Annotated in this window: 15 protein-coding genes and 1 pseudogene; 12 read left to right on the top strand and 4 right to left on the bottom strand. The window is 42.3% G+C overall.

From position 1 onward, the window contains the following. Positions 1-282: 282 nt before the first annotated feature. From pyrD to rmf, 7 genes are all read left to right on the top strand, one after another. On the top strand, positions 283-1,293 hold the full coding sequence (gene pyrD / locus F0251_RS20965; protein WP_061033444.1) for a quinone-dependent dihydroorotate dehydrogenase: 1,011 nt from the start codon (positions 283-285) through the stop codon (positions 1,291-1,293). Between the two features lie 220 nt (positions 1,294-1,513). After that, on the top strand, positions 1,514-2,065 hold the full coding sequence (locus F0251_RS20960; RefSeq protein WP_008221983.1) for a cell division protein ZapC: 552 nt from the start codon (positions 1,514-1,516) through the stop codon (positions 2,063-2,065). Positions 2,066-2,572: 507 nt separating this feature from the next. After that, the gene (gene rlmKL, locus F0251_RS20955) at positions 2,573-4,693 is read left to right on the top strand and encodes a bifunctional 23S rRNA (guanine(2069)-N(7))-methyltransferase RlmK/23S rRNA (guanine(2445)-N(2))-methyltransferase RlmL (protein WP_061033443.1); all 2,121 of its coding nucleotides are present in this window, start codon (positions 2,573-2,575) and stop codon (positions 4,691-4,693) included. 25 nt (positions 4,694-4,718) lie between these two features. Continuing rightward, positions 4,719-4,979 carry a glutaredoxin family protein gene (locus tag F0251_RS20950; protein WP_081090360.1) on the top strand — a complete coding sequence of 87 codons (261 nt, stop codon included), beginning with the start codon at positions 4,719-4,721 and terminating at the stop codon, positions 4,977-4,979. Next, a complete protein-coding gene (locus F0251_RS20945; protein WP_061033442.1) occupies positions 4,957-6,873 on the top strand; it encodes an ABC transporter ATP-binding protein in 1,917 nt (638 codons plus the stop codon). The genes F0251_RS20950 and F0251_RS20945 overlap by 23 nt, the downstream gene beginning before the upstream one ends. 9 nt (positions 6,874-6,882) lie before the next feature. Beyond that, positions 6,883-8,589: a DUF3466 family protein gene (locus F0251_RS20940; RefSeq protein ID WP_061033441.1), complete on the top strand. Its 1,707-nt coding sequence runs from the start codon at positions 6,883-6,885 to the stop codon at positions 8,587-8,589. A 162-nt stretch (positions 8,590-8,751) separates the two neighbouring features. Then, positions 8,752-8,925, top strand: a complete 174-nt coding sequence (gene rmf / locus F0251_RS20935) for a ribosome modulation factor (protein WP_004742306.1) — start codon at positions 8,752-8,754, stop codon at positions 8,923-8,925. 245 nt (positions 8,926-9,170) lie between these two features. Here the strand turns inward: rmf and fabA are convergent, their stop codons facing one another. Together fabA and F0251_RS20925 are read right to left on the bottom strand one after the other, a co-directional pair. After that, the gene (gene fabA / locus F0251_RS20930; protein WP_004742305.1) at positions 9,171-9,686 is read right to left on the bottom strand and encodes a bifunctional 3-hydroxydecanoyl-ACP dehydratase/trans-2-decenoyl-ACP isomerase; all 516 of its coding nucleotides are present in this window, start codon (positions 9,684-9,686) and stop codon (positions 9,171-9,173) included. Between the two features lie 70 nt (positions 9,687-9,756). Beyond that, positions 9,757-11,409: a Lon protease family protein gene (locus tag F0251_RS20925; protein WP_105057177.1), complete on the bottom strand. Its 1,653-nt coding sequence runs from the start codon at positions 11,407-11,409 to the stop codon at positions 9,757-9,759. 189 nt (positions 11,410-11,598) lie between these two features. On the opposite strand from F0251_RS20925, the gene matP reads away from it, so the two are divergent. The 4 genes from matP (at position 11,599) to F0251_RS20905 (ending at position 14,167) form a co-directional block, all read left to right on the top strand. After that, positions 11,599-12,054, top strand: a complete 456-nt coding sequence (gene matP, locus F0251_RS20920) for a macrodomain Ter protein MatP (RefSeq protein ID WP_008221970.1) — start codon at positions 11,599-11,601, stop codon at positions 12,052-12,054. A gap of 23 nt (positions 12,055-12,077) precedes the next feature. Continuing rightward, a complete protein-coding gene (locus F0251_RS20915; protein WP_171731730.1) occupies positions 12,078-12,386 on the top strand; it encodes a DUF3634 family protein in 309 nt (102 codons plus the stop codon). A gap of 105 nt (positions 12,387-12,491) precedes the next feature. Continuing rightward, positions 12,492-12,803 (top strand): hypothetical protein, encoded by a 312-nt coding sequence (locus F0251_RS20910; protein WP_105057175.1) that lies wholly within the window; start codon positions 12,492-12,494, stop codon positions 12,801-12,803. Positions 12,804-12,946: 143 nt separating this feature from the next. Next, positions 12,947-14,167: a hypothetical protein gene (locus F0251_RS20905; protein ID WP_171731729.1), complete on the top strand. Its 1,221-nt coding sequence runs from the start codon at positions 12,947-12,949 to the stop codon at positions 14,165-14,167. Between the two features lie 94 nt (positions 14,168-14,261). On the opposite strand, the gene F0251_RS20900 is transcribed toward F0251_RS20905, so the two are convergent. Continuing rightward, positions 14,262-14,864, bottom strand: a complete 603-nt coding sequence (locus tag F0251_RS20900) for a DUF2971 domain-containing protein (protein WP_061033436.1) — start codon at positions 14,862-14,864, stop codon at positions 14,262-14,264. 315 nt (positions 14,865-15,179) lie between these two features. Then, a complete protein-coding gene (locus F0251_RS20895) occupies positions 15,180-15,779 on the bottom strand; it encodes a porin family protein (RefSeq protein WP_116872033.1) in 600 nt (199 codons plus the stop codon). Positions 15,780-16,583: 804 nt separating this feature from the next. On the opposite strand from F0251_RS20895, the pseudogene F0251_RS24710 reads away from it, so the two are divergent. Then, a pseudogene (locus F0251_RS24710) lies at positions 16,584-16,705 on the top strand (regulator); the annotation flags it as partial.

Raw genomic sequence — 16,705 nt, 5'->3', positions numbered from 1 at the left:
TTAAGGGCAGGCCATTTGGTCTGCCTTTTTCGTTTCGGGTTATGATTGCTTACCCTGGAAAGTGAGTAGCCGTAAATTCGTAATGTCTCAAACCGATTCACTGGATAGTGAATTAAAGAGTGCTAACTGCCTAGATAACGGTAACGTTTGCTTAATAAAGAAGCTCATTCGTTAGCAAACTCGATTATCTTACCCTTACAGACAGTAATAGATTGAATAGTTGGGTAAATAAGTAAATAATATCGCCCCGTTTACACGGGGCTTTTTTCTATCGGAGGCACAATGCTTTACCGTCTAGCCAGAACTGGCTTTTTCCAACTTGATGCCGAAAAGGCACATGATCTTGCAATTCAAAATTTCAAACGCTTTACCGGCACTCCCATTGATCTTTTGTATCGCCAACAATTACCTCATCGACCTGTAGAATGCATGGGTCTTACTTTTAAAAACCCAGTTGGCCTTGCGGCTGGCCTAGATAAAAACGGCGAGTGTATTGATGCATTTGGCGCGATGGGTTTTGGCTTTGTAGAAGTAGGGACTGTGACTCCACGTCCACAAGCGGGTAACGATAAACCTCGTTTATTCCGTCTTGTTGAAGCTGAAGGTATCATCAACCGCATGGGTTTCAACAACCTAGGCGTAGATAACCTGGTTGAGAATGTTAAGAAGTCAAACTACGACGGCATCTTGGGCATCAACATTGGTAAAAATAAAGACACGCCAATTGAAAAGGGCGCAGAAGATTACTTGATCTGTATGGAGAAGGTATACCAATACGCGGGTTACATTGCGGTAAATATATCTTCACCAAACACACCAGGGCTACGTTCTCTACAATACGGCGAAGCACTTGATGATTTGCTGTCTGAGCTGAAAGCAAAACAAGCTGAACTAGAAGAGAAGCATGGTAAGTATGTTCCTCTAGCTCTTAAGATTGCGCCGGATCTAAGTGACGACGAAATCAGCCAAATTTGCGAATCATTGATCAAAAATAAGATCGATGGTGTGATCGCAACAAACACGACATTGGATCGTTCAATTGTCGAAGGCATGAAACACTGTGACGAAGCCGGTGGCCTAAGTGGACGTCCAGTTCAGTCTCGTAGTACTGAAGTAGTTCGTAAACTTCACCAAGAGCTAGGTGACCAACTGCCGATCATCGGGGTAGGTGGCGTTGACTCTTATGTTGCTGCAAAAGAGAAAATGATGGCAGGCGCTAAGCTTGTTCAGGTTTACTCTGGCTTTATCTACAAAGGTCCACGCCTTGTAGCTGACATTGTCAAAAACCTGTAGTTTGTAAACTAGGTCGTTATAGAACATCAATATCAGAAGTACCTATAAACTGACATCGTCTTACTAAAAGAGACACTGTAACTCCCTGAGTTGTAGAGAAAAGCGATAAGAAAGAGGAATTCATTTCCTCTTTTTTTTTGCCTATTGCTCAGTAAAATTACTGCAATTGAAGGTAATTTTGCGTTTTACCTAATGGAATGGTTCAACAGTGTGAGACGAAATGATGCTTAAACCTAGCGATACATGGAGTTGGTATTACGATGAGCAGCAATGTTCATTAATGCTAAACCTCGGAGAGGATATGATTTTCAAAACGAATCTGGTCCGCAATAAGCTGGTGGACTGCGCGTTTCGAGATAATGAATTCACCGTTGATGACGCATCCTCATACCAAACCTTCAAAGAACAAATTTCTGGCTTAGAGCTATCTGAGCCTCGCCAAGCAGAACTAGCGCTTTACTGCGTGGCTGCGAAGCGTTTCCACAAGCCTGTACAACCAAAGAGTTGGTTCTTTGCACCTCAAGGTGCAGGCCATGAGTATCCTCAGGAAGGGGATATTGTACAAATGAATAACGAGCATAGCCTTGGTTACTTCATTGTATTAGAAGTGGGCGAGTGTGCGAGCTTGTGCGCGTTTGTAGACCTAGAAGAGTTCCTACTGACTCCTTCAAAAGGATTGCGCTTTGGCGACTCAATCAAGGTGATGCACGATAGAATGCTTGATGCTAACGCAATTCTGCATCAATCTCATCATATTGCGATGGTAGGCTAACCCAAGTTTAATACATCATTTCGCCATACGTCGCACAGAACAACCTCACTAAACCTTCCAAATAATCGGCTTAATAGCCGATTTTTTTGTGCCTAAAAAACCTCATCCTGATAAATGCATCACTCGCTAACCATCAAAATAGTGAAGTTAAGACAATTTTTTTTACGTTAATTTCACCTCATTTAATTCCTCAAAAGTGTAATTTAGTCTTCTTTATTCCCTGTTTTCGCTCTTTTGTAGCTAAATTTCACCCATTATTTCCTCTTGGTATATACCAATTTTAGGGTGAATATTAATTCACAATGTTGATTCGGTCGAGAATTGGATGTAAAAAAATTGGGTTTGTTAGGTCTTATGCTGTAAGGGGGACTGGGTAAGCGATCGCTTCAGTACTGTGTGTTTGCTAGCCAGTTAGTCGAAAGATTCAATGAAAAGACGAGTTTAGAGTGATGTTCTGGTAACAAAATCAGGTATAATCGAGCTCATTTTTATCAATAAAAGAACACTATGAATCAATATCTAGCGGTTACCTCAAACGGCCTTGAGAATTTATTAGTTGAAGAACTAACCCAACTAGGGATTACAAACGCAAAACCTGTTCAAGCAGGTGTTAAATTCAAAGCGACCAATGAGCAAATTTATCGTTGTTGTTTGTGGAGTCGTTTGGCTTCTCGATTTGTACGTGTCCTTTCTGAATTCACTTGTCAGGACGACATGGATTTGTACCTATCGACCACTGCGGTTAACTGGGTGAATCAATTCCATAGCTCTAAGCGTTTTGTGGTTGACTTCAACGGTACTAACCGTGAAATCCGCAACAGCCAATACGGCGCGATGAAAGTGAAAGACGCTATCGTTGATTGCTTCGAGAAGAAGTCATTGCCTCGTCCTTCTATTAGTAAAGAAAACCCAGATGTTCGTATTCACGTTCGTCTACACCGTGACAAAGCGATTCTTGGTTTGGATATGGTCGGCAGCGGCCTTCACCAACGCGGCTACCGTCCTGAATCAGGTCGTGCACCATTACGCGAAACACTGGCTGCAGCGATTCTTCTTCGTAGTGGTTGGGATGCAACCAAACCTTTCTTAGATCCTATGTGTGGTTCAGGTACGCTTGTTATTGAAGCGGCAATGATGGCTGCGAACATGGCTCCGGGTGTTAAGCGTCAGAAATGGTGTTTCGAAGCTCTGGAAGATTTTGAACCAGAGCTATGGGCTGAAGTTAAATCAGAAGCGAATGTTCAAGGTCGCCGTGGTGTTAAGAAAGTCGAGTGTAAGTTCTACGGTTACGATAACGATGAGCGAATGATCAAGACTGCACGTGACAATGCGCGTCGTGCCGGTGTTGAAGACTTAATTCAATTTGAAGTAGGTGATGCTGCGCTAGTTAAGCGTCCTGCTGATTTCGATAACGGCGTGGTTGTATCAAACCCACCTTATGGTGAGCGTCTAGGCACAGAGCCTGGCTTGATTGCACTATACACGGCATTTGGCGCACAGCTTAAAGCTGAGTTTGGTGGTTGTCACGCATCTATCTTCTCTAGTTCAGACGAGTTACTAAGCTGCTTACGTATGCGTGCTGATAAACAGTTCAAACTGAACAACGGTGCGTTACCGTGTCACCAAAAGAACTACTCAATTTCAGATCGTCCGATGTCAGAGCGTCCTGCAGAGCAACAAGAACAGCAGATTGCGCCTGATTTCGCGAACCGTCTCAAGAAGAACATCGGCAAAATTGGCAAGTGGGCTAAGAAAGAGCAACTAGATTGTTACCGTATCTACGATGCAGACTTACCAGAATACAATGTAGCGATTGACGTATACCCAGGTCACCTTGTGATTCAAGAATACGCTGCACCTAAAGATGTACCGGAAGAGAAAGCAAAACGTCGTCTAACCGATATCATCCGTGCTTCTATTCAAGTGACCGGCGTTGAAGCCAACAACGTTGTGCTGAAAGTTCGTCAGAAGCAAAAAGGGCGCTCTCAATACCAGAAGCTTTCTCAAGATTCATCGAACCTAGAAGTAAATGAGTATGGCGTTAAGCTGATTGTTAACCTTCACGACTACCTAGATACAGGTTTATTCCTTGATCATAAGATTACTCGTCGTCGTATCGGTGAAATGGCAGCAGGCAAAGATTTCCTTAACCTGTTTGCTTATACAGGTAGTGCATCTGTACACGCTGCTGTGGGCGGCGCACGCTCTACAACCACCGTTGACATGTCGAATACCTACCTAGAGTGGGCGAAAGAGAACATGGAGCTTAACGGACGTGTCGGTCGTCAACATCAATTTGTTCAAGCTGACTGTCTACAATGGCTGGCTAAAGAGCAGGGTTCGTATGATCTGATCTTTATTGATCCACCAACGTTCTCTAACTCGAAGCGTATGGATCAATCTTTCGATGTTCAACGTGATCATATCCAATTGATGGAGAACCTAAAACGCCTGCTTCGTGAGGAAGGTACGATTGTGTTCTCTAACAACAAGCGTCACTTCAAAATGGACTTGGAAGCTCTAGACGAACTAGGTCTTAAGGCTCAGAACATCTCAGCGAAGACACTTCCACTAGATTTCTCTCGCAATAAGCATATTCATAACTGCTGGTTGATTACTCATAAGTAGTTAAGAGATTGTATAAGGATATATAGTGCTGACTCTCTACAGTACAGAAGGGTGCCATCTATGTGAGATGGCATTCCAACTCACGGAACAGTTAAACATTAGCCATCATATCAATGTTGTCGACATCGCATTCGATGATGAGCTCTTTTCCCGTTACGGGGTCACTATTCCGGTGCTCAAATTTGAAAGCTCTGACGGTTCTCAACACTCAGAGCTTAACTGGCCATTTGGCTTGTTAGAACTTAATGATTGGTTAAAGAAGAATGGCATTACTTACAATTCATAATGGGCAGTTAGCATTTGGCGACCACCCACTATTAGACCGTGCAGACTTCGCGCTGCAAGAAAACGAGCGTGTTTGTTTAGTAGGGCGCAACGGTGCTGGTAAGTCTACGTTGATGAAAGTCCTCTCTGGCAACATCATCATGGATGACGGCAAGATGCAAATTACACAAGATGTGGTTGTGTCTCGCTTGGAACAAGATCCGCCGCGTAACGAAGAAGGCACAGTTTATGATTATGTAGCTGGTGGTCTTGCTGAAATCGGCGAGCAGCTAAAGATCTATCATGATCTTCTGGATCTGATCGCGACCGACCCAAGTGAAAAGAACCTAAACCGTCTTACTCGTGTACAAGAGCAATTGGATCACGCTAATGCATGGCGTTTTGAAGACCGTGTAACGAATGTTCTAGGTGCTTTAAAGCTGACAGCCGAAACTAAGCTGACGGACTTATCTGGTGGTTGGCAACGTAAAGCGGCTCTTGCTCGTGCGCTTGTGTGTGACCCTGACGTGCTTCTACTCGACGAACCGACGAACCACTTGGATGTTGCTACTATTGAATGGTTAGAAGGCTTCCTGAAAGACTTCCGTGGTTCAATCATCTTTATCTCGCACGACCGTGCGTTCATTAAGTCGATGGCTACGCGTATCGTCGACCTTGATCGCGGTAAATTGAGTTCTTTCCCTGGTGATTACGAAAATTACCTAGTTGAGAAAGAAGAAGCGCTTCGCGTTGAAGAAATGCAGAACGCTGAATTCGATAAAAAGCTCGCTCAGGAAGAGGTATGGATTCGACAGGGTATCAAAGCTCGTCGTACTCGTAACGAAGGTCGTGTACGTGCGCTTAAGAAGCTACGTGAAGAGCGTTTGAATCGTCGTGAAGTGCAGGGCAAAGCGGTTATCCAAATCGATGATGCTCAGCGTTCAGGTAAGATTGTATTTGAAGCTGAGAACATCAACTTTGGTTTCGAAGGCAAAGAGATTGTTAAAGACTTCAGCTTCAATATCATGCGTGGTGATCGTATCGCTCTTATCGGCCCTAATGGCTGTGGTAAGAGTACGGTACTTAAACTGCTTCTTGACCAGCTAAAACCTGATTCAGGTCGTCTACATTGCGGTACTAAGCTTGAAGTGGCTTATTTTGACCAATACCGCGAGATCCTTGACCCAGAGAAGTCGGTTATCGATAACCTAGCTGACGGTAAGCAAGAAGTTACAGTAGGTGGACGTGAGCGTCATGCGCTTAGCTACTTACAAGATTTCTTATTCTCGCCTAAACGCGCTCGTACTCCTGTTAAAGCGCTGTCTGGTGGTGAGAAAAACCGTCTGTTATTAGCTCGGATTTTCCTCAAATCGAACAACTTGCTGATTCTCGATGAGCCAACCAACGATCTAGATATCGAAACTTTGGAACTTTTAGAAGATTTGCTTGCCAACTATCAGGGTACGCTTCTTTTAGTAAGCCACGATCGTCAGTTTGTAGATAATACAGTAATGACAAGTTGGATCTTCGAAGGCAACGGCGTGATTGAAGAATTTGTTGGTGGCTATCACGATGCGCAACAGCAAAGAAAGCAGGCGCTTGAATACCGACAGGTTGAAAAGCCATCAAAGCCAACGAAAGTAGTTGAGGAAACTCCCAAAACTGCACCAGTTAAAGCTAAACCTAAGAAGTTATCGTATAAGCTACAGCGAGAGCTAGAAGCGTTACCACAACGTTTAGAAGAATTGGAAACACAAATTGAAGCTCTTCAGGAAGAAGTTAATGATCCAAGCTTCTTTTCAAAATCTGTAGAGCAGACACAGCCAGTTTTAGATAAGCTAACTGCGACAGAGCAGGAGCTTGAAGTTGCATTTGAGCGCTGGGAAGAGCTCGAGGCACTACAACAGGAAAGTTAAGAAGTAATAATGACTTGTACTAAATTTAAATTAACAACAGTTGCAGCTCTAGTTTTGGCTGCAACTAATGCCAACGCTGCGCTGTATAAGGTCGTTGAAGTAACGCCTTCGATTACCGGTGCATCTGAGATTTTTGGTGTAGCGATCCAGCCTGGTAGTGCTACCGACGGAACGAATGACCTTGCACTAGGGTGTTTTAACTCAGCTGCAACAAACTGTGCTGACACTACATTCAAACTGGCTGGTGAAACTCGCAATACGGTTGAAGCGGTAAGCTATCGCGAAGAAGTGCCTTTCGCTATGGATGCTCCATTCCAGTACATCCAAGAGTTTGATGATTTCGAAAACTATTGCTATCGAGAACTGAGATATTCTACATGTGAGAGCTGGGCTCAAAATCGTTGGAACGATACTTGGAGCAAGGAAAGAAATGATCTCACTCATGTAAACGCTAAAGCCTTTGTCGAAGGTGGTGCCACATATGAGAGCCGTAATACGGTGATTAACTCTCTAGATGATACAGCTCAACCATTAGGTGTTAAATCTGAAGGTGGTATCCGCAACAACGCACTATTTACGACGACAAATGGACCTACTGGTACTTCTGAAACACGTGCTTGGAAAGCTATCACAGCAAGTAACGGCACTGTTTACAATGTAGGTAGTGTGTCTGAGGAGTTTGCACCTACAGATACATCTGAGCCAGACAAAGCTTTTGCTTCTAAAGCGGCAATCTGGGATGACACTACGACCAAAGAAATTGATTGGATTCGCAGCGGTAATGCTCAAGAAGGTGATTATTTTGCTCAAGGCAGCATGCGCTCAATCGTTGAATCAAACTCTGTTTTCTATGGTGTTGGCTATAATACCGAAAATGGTAACGGCGACCTACAAGACATGAATGCCAGTGTCTTTGTGAGCAATTCGTTAGATCTAACGAGTGCGACATGGACAACTACACAGATTAGCGGCGCAGAGGTTAAGTCTGGCTCGTCTAATGACGATGCGAGATACAGCAACTCTGTTGCGACTGATATTAACAACAACTTGTTCGCTGTTGGTTATGCCAAACGTAATGGCTATGTTCCAGAGAATGGTAGTGCAGGTAATAAGATCTTTGTTGTAACGGATGCGACAAACCCAACAGCAACATTCTTATCCGGTGGCATTTTCTTTAGTGGCTCAAGTGGCGAAGCTAAAGCAGTAAATAACTACAATGAATTTGTAGGCCAGATTGATGCGGAAACGACTCGTGAAGTAGACGGTAGTGAAAGAAGACACAGAGGCTTTATTTACCCGTATCAAGCAAATGGCACTGACGCATCAAGAATTGCGCTGTTTCAGAGCAAAGCTTGGTGGCTAGACGATCTAACCAATGATGGTGATGCTTCTGGTGAAAACAACAAGTTTAGAATCATCGACGCAACTGACATTAACGATGCTGGTGTAATCTCGGCGACTGCGATTAAGTGTACTGTTGGTGGAACAGCTCAGCCGTATGATACAACGTCTCACAACTCATACTGTGGTGGCGCGTCATCTAATGCGGTAGAAGAGGTTGTAGCGGTTAAACTTGTTCCTATTGCTGGCAAAACTCAAGCTGATATTCAAGCTCGTAGTGCCGACTCAGAGAAAGTCGATCGTCAAGGTGGTAGCCTAGGTTGGTTAACTTTGACTGTACTTGGTCTGTTAGGGTTCCGTAGAAAATTTAAATAATTTTTTCTCTTGAGCCCGAGTTCACAATTCTGAACTCGGGCTTTTTTTCACCTTGAGAAAACTGAGAAATTGGTCAATTCTTAAACTTGGAGTCACAAAAACTCCGCAAAGTTGTAATCATTGTATGTTAGTAAATCGAAATACCCGTATGAGGACTGCACTATGAAGAGACAAAAGCGTGATCGACTAGAACGAGCACAATCTCAAGGCTATAAAGCTGGTTTAAACGGTAGGTCACAAGAAGCTTGCCCATATAGTCAAATGGATTCTCGGTCTTATTGGTTAGGTGGTTGGCGAGATGCCAGAGATGATAAACAAGCAGGTCTCTACAAGTAGATAGAGCGCAACGAATTCAAGGTCAGGGCTTCATTGGTTTAAATACAATGGAGCCTTGTTAGTTTTTAGGGGGAGGTAAAGTTTGCAAAATAACATAGAGAGTAGTTGGTATGTTCTGAAGGTAGCATTCATAGCTGGTGGATGTTATATCTCAATTAATCCGAACCTTAATGCACTATAACTAAATATATTGCAGATAAAAATAAAGCAGCCATTGGCTGCTTTATTTAAATTTAACTATCTAATTAGAATGCTGACGTGTCTTGGAAAAGGCCAACTTTCAAATCTTTAGCAACATAAATCTCTTTGCCATCAACAAGTACGCGACCATCAGCAAGGCCCATAACTAGGCGACGGTTAACAACACGCTTCATGTGGATCTCGTACGTTACTTTTTTCGCTGTAGGTAGGATTTGACCAGTGAATTTAACTTCACCAACACCTAGAGCACGGCCTTTACCTTCGCCGCCAACCCAACCAAGGTAGAAACCAACCAGTTGCCACATTGCATCAAGGCCTAGACAACCAGGCATTACTGGGTCACCAGGGAAGTGACAATCGAAGAACCATAGGTCAGGAGTAATATCGAGCTCAGCAAGCACTAAACCTTTACCGAAATCACCTTCAGTCTCAGACATTTTGGTGATGCGGTCCATCATCAACATGTTTGGTGCTGGTAGTTGAGGACCTTGTGGCCATAGTTCGCCTTGGCTTGAAGCTAGAAGCTCTTCGCGAGTGTAAGAATCACGTTTGTTTTGCATTATCAATTACTCCGATTTTTGATAGGTGCATATTAGTGAACAGGTGTACGCTAAACAAGTCCGATCAGTACTAGACAAACCAGTTTTTGATGCGTCCAACAATTCCAATTGGGTGCTCATGTCTTTCAAAGTTTTCAATACGTTCCGCGATTTTACTAAGAACGCTTTCTTCTTCATCGTCTCTAAATGGTTTGCTCATAATGAGAGGAATAGCTTCGTCTACATTTGACACAGACCAGATGTGAAATTCTTCGTTTTTGATGCTTTCGATAAGGTCCGGTTTCAGTGCAAGATGTCTCAGATTAGACCTTGGAAGTATCACGCCTTGTTTGCCTGTTAGGCCTTGATGCTTACAAACATGGTAGAAACCTTCGATCTTCTCATTGAGGCCACCAACCGCTTGCACACGACCAAATTGGTCGACAGCACCCGTTACAGCGATTTGTTGGTCGATAGGGTATTCAGATAGTGCGCTCACTAGAGAACACAGCTCAGCAAGCGAAGCACTGTCGCCATCAACTTCGCAATACGATTGTTCAAACACGACAGACGCAGCGTATGGCAATGGATCTTCAAGGTTTAGCGCACTGCTAACGAACGCTTGCATGATCATCATGCCTTTCGCATGCAGGTTACCACCAAGCTCAGCTTTACGTTCAACATCGGCAATATCACCATCGCCAAAGTGAATGACACACGAAATACGTGCTGGCTCACCATAAGAGATTGGGTGGCCTGGAACATCGATAACGGTTAGGCCGTTCACTTGGCCCACTTGTTCACCTTCAGTTTCGATGATGACTTGGCCATCTCGAATATCATCAAGTGCGCGCTCTGGTAGGTATGATTCTCGATTGTATTTATGCTGTTGAGCTTGTTGGATATGCTGAATATCAATCTCGCCGTTATTGGCTTCAATCAGCGCTTCATTCAGTAGCGCGTTGTGCCAAATCGGACACAATGGAATGTAACTTTGATCTTCTGTTTCTCGAGCGCCTGCGGTCAAAATTGCCGTCAACGCTTGTTGAGTAATATTCGGCAGTTCGTAACGCTTCTGAAGCCACTTCAGATACCCTAGATATTGAGTCAAAGTCTCTTCAGACAGTTTAATGTCTTGTTCAATTTCACTAAAAAGACAAAAACCAGTTTGAATATCGCTATCCAAGTAATCAAGGTCACCGAGTTGCGCTCTGTCTCCAACGACAATCAATTTGATGTTGTATGTAAGAGGAAGCGTTGGTGATTGATTCAAGTGCTCAGGGTTACTGCTGATTGGCTCCACAGCTTCGCTAAGAAGCGCAGATTTTAATAATAACCAGCTACCCGGGTTAGCAAGAATCAAATTTGCAGATACGATCAAGTAGCCGTTGTTTGCTCTGGTGAGTAGACCAGGTTTCGTCGCGATGACTTTTCCATCTCTAGACTGAACTTGGTCAAACAGAGAAATTGCATTCAACGATTCGGTTTTGATAACGGGCTGTGTATCGTCATTCAGTTCAGCGACTAAAGACTCAACGATCATTTGGCGATAGATCGAGTTGTCCGGAGAGTTGACCAACAAAACACGTGAAAGGTTTGATAAGCGGACAAAGCGAGTCAACGCGTCTCTGAATCTGTGTTGAATATCTGAAAATGGGAGAGGCGAGATGTCATGGAATTGCTCTAATTGAGCGCTATATTCGTCGTACTGAGGCGTAACATGTCGCCAATCTACTTGAGTCATTTAAGTTTCTGATTATGATAATGAGGTAGGGAGTATATAGAAAAACCGATCTCGCTTGTAGCTCTATATGGACGTTACTGATCACTGGACTAATATAAGTATGATCTTGGTCTATTCTTTCAAGACAATAATTGTTAAATCGCCCATTTTGGGTTACGCTGTCACTAGGATTAACACTCGAGATTAGACATGAAATATCAGCAACTTGAAAACTTAGAATGTGGTTGGAAATGGAACTATCTGGTCAAAAAATGGAAAGAAGGCGAATCGATCACCTGCCACATTGATTCAAGTGAAGCTGACGTCGCTATTCAGGCGTTATTAAAGCTCGAACACCAACCTACAGGTGTGCTTGAGTGGATATCAGACAACATGTCTCCAGAGCTCGACAATAAGCTCAAACAAGCGATTAGGGCGAAGCGCAAACGCCACTTTAACGCTGAACAAGTTCATACCAAAAAGAAATCAATCGACCTCGATTATCGCGTCTGGGAAAAGCTATCCCAAAGAGCGAATGAGCTAGGTTGTACCTTGTCTGACGCCATCGAATATTTGGTGAGTGAAGCATCACGCAGCGAACAGGCGAGTAAAACGGTAACGAGCCTTAAAGAAGATTTAAGCAAGCTTCTTTCTGACGATAAGTAACCATCAATATTAGTGGTGACGTTATGATGTATGTAATCTTAATCGGTGCAGTGTTGGTATTTTGGTTGGTCGCTGTAGATAGACCCGTCCTGAAAATCAAATTCAATGATGGCGCTATTGAGCAGGTTAAAGGTCATCTTCCGCCGAGTTTTAAGCACAACCTTCAAGAGATCGGCCACAACAATGCGTTTAAGGGCGAATTAAAAGTGTATGCGAAACGTTCTGGCTATAACTTGAAGTTCACTAAGGACGTACCTAAAAGCGTACAGCAACGCATTCGCAATGTGTTCCCGCATAACGGATTCAAGTCTAAAGGCTCAAAGAAAGCTTAATTTTCGATAATTACGTGTTATCCAATACAACATCATACTAAGTTAATCCTAAACATCTCTCCATTATCTGCATACTGTTTTCAATCTTAACTAAAAGAGAACAGTATGAGATATCTTGTAATTTTATTGTGCTTTTTGTCACCACTAACACTTTCCGACGATGCCTTGATTAACCCAGTAGCAAAGAAGATTAAGACCTCTGTCCTTAAAGGGCTCAGTAAGAGTCATATTGAGGTAGAAGGATATTGTGATCTTATGATTGAGATGAAGCACGCCAAAGGTTATGCAAGAATCAAAAAGGTCAGAACCTCTGGGGATAGCAAAATCTGTAAAGAAGCTAAAAAGCATCTGCCTAAGCGTAAAAAGTTCAAGTACAGCTTTCCTGAGAAATACATTCGTCTTCACATATCAGAATAACCGCTCTAATGCACTATAATTAAATATCTATAATTTTAATGAAACAATTTCGTGAACCAATCTCTAATTTCTATTAATATTTAGCTCACTTATAAAGTCAGCATATGCTGCCAAAAGAAGATTAGGGCAAAGGAAAGTCTCGGTTGTTGTTAGCAAATAAAAATTACACCCCAGAAGTCATAGAGATCTCTAGAAAAGTTTCAATTAACGTTGAGGCTCGTTTTACTAAATGGTTGATATCCACAAAATATAAACTCGACCAATCAAAGGTCGACACGCTACTTAGTTTAGAGAATAGATATTGCGAGAGCGTAATCTTTGATGAAGCGGATCGAATTTCACATAACCAGCGCATTCTGTTGCGCTGTGAACAAGATAGAGTAAATGCCAAACGCGAGAAGGTAGCGGCCAAACAACAGACACTGCGTTACGTCATTGACGATGTGAGTGACGCCGCCTCTGTACTCATGCTAGAGAAGCTTCAAGGCACACTCATAAGCTCCTTATTTACCCAATTACCCGATTACAATCAGTTCGCGAGTGTTGGGTATTCTCCATCTTTAAACTTTTCAAAGTTACACAAAATATCATCAGAAAGCAGGACGCTTAGCTCTAGCCTTGTTGAGTTTGTGTCTAACCGAGAGTTCACAGAAAAGTACGGTAAGAAATCTAAAATCATTCTCGACCCCAAAGTTGCGGCAAGGCAAATCGGTATCGAGAACTGCCGTTTGTTGTTTCCATTACTAATGAGTCAGCAACTGATTAAGTGGAATGACAACAACATTAAACATATCGTACCGAAGGTTTGGCAACATTTGGTGGTGACCTCGAATACTACGCGCATGAGGTTACAAGAAACGTCCGTTAAAGATCCAAATGTTGGAATTCTTTTAGGTGTACTGAGAGTCTTACCTTTATTTCTGATTTGTAATCATTTCTCTTCGACATTCGAAGATGCTTTGGTTAAAACCATGATCGGCTATCGTGATGCGAGTGATAAGCATGAAGAGTATTATGCTTGCGCTGAAGTCATCCCAAATACGAAATTTCTAGAGTCGATGATAGAGCAACTCGAACTCAAGCTACTTAAGAAGCTTGTCGAATTTATTGACTGGAGCCCAACCAACCAGTTTATAAAGCGAGCGTTGTTAGAGGAAGTAAATGACATACCAGCGCTAGAAAGAACCCTTTATGGAGCTGCGTTAGCCCAAGGGAGAAAGTTTTCTATTTTTGAAGCGCTGGATAATAGTGATTTGTTCAATGTTAAGCACAGACCCTATTGGTTTTCCAATGTTCAAATGTCAGCGACGACAATTGAGCAAATGCAGAATAGGGTACCAGGTAAAATAACCGATAAGATGTAATGAAGAGAGCCACACTTGTGTGGCTCTTTCTTTTAAGTTGCACTGTCACTTTATTTAGGTTGCTGACAAAGCCGGACTTACCAACAGTGGCTGTTTAGCAAACCACTTCAAACGTGAATGAGTCCTGTTTGGCCATTGCTTGTTTGACTGGAATACCTAGGCGTTGGCATGTCATTAACAGTTTAAGCTTTCTATCCGCTGGAGCATGCTCTGAGAGAATGACTGAAGTAAGGCATTGCTTGTTAAGAAACAGTTTATTGCCTTCGAGCTCTTCCTTAGGAAGTACCCAGCGATATTCTCGCTCATAGCGCCAATTAGAGTGCTTTACCTTAAAGAGTTCGGTACCTAAGTTTAATGGCGGTAACTTCTCTAACAAAGGCAAACAGATATTGTTTGGATGGTCTTCATATTGAACCTCAAAGCAATTTAGGTTCGCGTCACCCTCATAATAGTTAAGGTCATACTCAATACACATACCTTTGAAGTTGTCACCATACTGAGACCACAGTATAGGGTGGTCGCTGGACTGCGAGAAACACATCACCTTAAAATCATTTTGAAGGCACTGGCTGAAGATGTGGTTAGAATCAAAAGGGTTGTTAAAGGATTTAGCGTAATCAAACCACAACGAACACTCGGATATAGATTGTATGTTTCTATCGTGGAGCGATCTGAACTTATAAAGTTTAGGCAACATATCAAACACCTAGTTTACAACATTTCCTGATGTTAACACTTTAATTGGTAATGCAACTCCGAATGCACAGCATTTGATTGCTTAATCACCTTATTTTCAATTATAACTGTTTGATAGATCAAAATTTAAACACGAAATAGTGGTCTGTTTAGGTGGTTTATTTTGCAAAACGTAGTCCCTTAAACTTCCTATACCTACACAAAATAAGATACAACGTAACTTATATAGGCCGATTCAGTCAAGATAAAGGACCGAGTAACGCCCACTTTAGAGAGGAAGGCTTTGCTAGAGTGGACTAACGGTTATTCGAAGGGGTTAAAACTTGTATCGCGCACCAATATAAGCGGTTTGTGAAGAAACATCGACATCGTAGATTTCAACACGTGCATTTCGGTAGCCAAGGTGGATGTCGATATTGTTTGAGACTATCGCACCAAGCTCTGCACCAACTTGGTAAGCTGCTTCTGATTTAGATTCCGAGGTTCCGGACATTTTTACGTCCATATCCATCGAGCCAACACCAGCTAATAGTGATACGTATAAGTCTAACGCATCTCCTTTAACAATGAATTTTGGCTTAACGTTGACGAAGAAAGCCTGACCTTCGATATCCATCGAATCGCTATAGCTTACCTTACCAATTTTTCGGTATTCGGCTTCTAGTCCTAACTTAACAACATCATGAGTATTGAATTCGTAGCCTCCAACTAGGTTATAACTGAGGTCAGAAAGGTCTGATGAATCTTCAATAGCGTTGTTAGGGAATTCAAATTCGGTTTCATTGTAAAAGCCGATATCAGCACCAACATAAAACTGACCAAGCTCCTTAGATGAAGCTTCTTTATCACTAGCAACCGCTTGGGAGCTCATTGCGAAGATAGATAATAGTGATAGGGCGACCATACTGCTTTTCATGTAAAACCTTTATTTAGTAAGTTATTGATTTCCCGGACATGCTATCAAACAAAAGACGTATTAGTTAATACGAAACCTGTCTAAATATCTGATTTTAAAAGCTTGTAGGTAATAGAAGTATCAACATCTCACATGTAAGACAAGGTATGAAGAGCACCAACAAAGTGATGAATATGAACAGTAAATACGTTGCGTTGTCACTTATCCACAATTTACTGCAGTGCGATTAACTACGGATACATTTTCAATGCTATGCAGCTTTCTAAGAATCTCTTTTGAGTATCAGAGACAAGCTAATTAAGCCTGAGTAATGAGAACGATGTAAATTGATAGAGCTTAAAGCGAGCTCAACTTGAAAGAGCCCAACTAAGTAATCAGCAATTCAGATTAGACATTAGTCATGTGTGGGAGATCTTGGAATGCACGAGCACTATGAGCTGGCCAGGTTATTCAGGCTTTTCAGTTTGTTCAGGTCTCAGAGATAAACTGTTTTCAACAGCGAGTGGATAACATCAAGATAGAGTTAGTTTTTGCAAGAAGTCGACCTGAAATTTTTCCAGCAGGCGCTGTAATGTAATGAGGTAAAAGTTAATTTTGACAGACGCTTTGATTGGAGCCTGTAAGAGTGTTTATCTGATGCAATCAAGGTGGTGGGAATTATATCGATTAAACATGTAGCCAATCCATAAAATGCTTAAAAGAGTTAATTTAAATAGCTCTGTACGTAAAATCTGCTAGGAATAAGGCTAATAAGTCTCCTAGATTTTAATGTGCATCACTGCGCATTATGTCTGCTTATGTTCAATCGTGCATATCTCCTTAAATCAGTGCAACCTCTTGTATTTAGAGGTTTTATCATTGAAGTATCGCGAAATGAGTAAGAATTACATTTTTCGAGAGTTAGAGTGCCAAATGACCAAGGAAGA

Source organism: Vibrio sp. 070316B (genome assembly GCF_013114115.1).
GTDB lineage: Bacteria > Pseudomonadota > Gammaproteobacteria > Enterobacterales > Vibrionaceae > Vibrio > Vibrio chagasii_B.
This window is presented reverse-complemented; position numbering and strand designations above follow the sequence as displayed.

What these genes read in the sequence shown, in the direction of transcription:
- F0251_RS20945 (WP_061033442.1), top strand. Translation starts at nt 4,957, where the DNA reads ATGGCATTACTTACAATTCATAATGGGCAGTTAGCATTTGGCGACCAC.
- F0251_RS20915 (WP_171731730.1), top strand. Translation starts at nt 12,078, where the DNA reads ATGATGTATGTAATCTTAATCGGTGCAGTGTTGGTATTTTGGTTGGTC.
- fabA (WP_004742305.1), bottom strand. Translation starts at nt 9,686, where the DNA reads ATGCAAAACAAACGTGATTCTTACACTCGCGAAGAGCTTCTAGCTTCA.
- F0251_RS20960 (WP_008221983.1), top strand. Translation starts at nt 1,514, where the DNA reads ATGATGCTTAAACCTAGCGATACATGGAGTTGGTATTACGATGAGCAG.
- rmf (WP_004742306.1), top strand. Translation starts at nt 8,752, where the DNA reads ATGAAGAGACAAAAGCGTGATCGACTAGAACGAGCACAATCTCAAGGC.
- F0251_RS20925 (WP_105057177.1), bottom strand. Translation starts at nt 11,409, where the DNA reads ATGACTCAAGTAGATTGGCGACATGTTACGCCTCAGTACGACGAATAT.
- pyrD (WP_061033444.1), top strand. Translation starts at nt 283, where the DNA reads ATGCTTTACCGTCTAGCCAGAACTGGCTTTTTCCAACTTGATGCCGAA.
- F0251_RS20910 (WP_105057175.1), top strand. Translation starts at nt 12,492, where the DNA reads ATGAGATATCTTGTAATTTTATTGTGCTTTTTGTCACCACTAACACTT.
- F0251_RS20895 (WP_116872033.1), bottom strand. Translation starts at nt 15,779, where the DNA reads ATGAAAAGCAGTATGGTCGCCCTATCACTATTATCTATCTTCGCAATG.
- F0251_RS20940 (WP_061033441.1), top strand. Translation starts at nt 6,883, where the DNA reads ATGACTTGTACTAAATTTAAATTAACAACAGTTGCAGCTCTAGTTTTG.
- rlmKL (WP_061033443.1), top strand. Translation starts at nt 2,573, where the DNA reads ATGAATCAATATCTAGCGGTTACCTCAAACGGCCTTGAGAATTTATTA.
- matP (WP_008221970.1), top strand. Translation starts at nt 11,599, where the DNA reads ATGAAATATCAGCAACTTGAAAACTTAGAATGTGGTTGGAAATGGAAC.
- F0251_RS20900 (WP_061033436.1), bottom strand. Translation starts at nt 14,864, where the DNA reads ATGTTGCCTAAACTTTATAAGTTCAGATCGCTCCACGATAGAAACATA.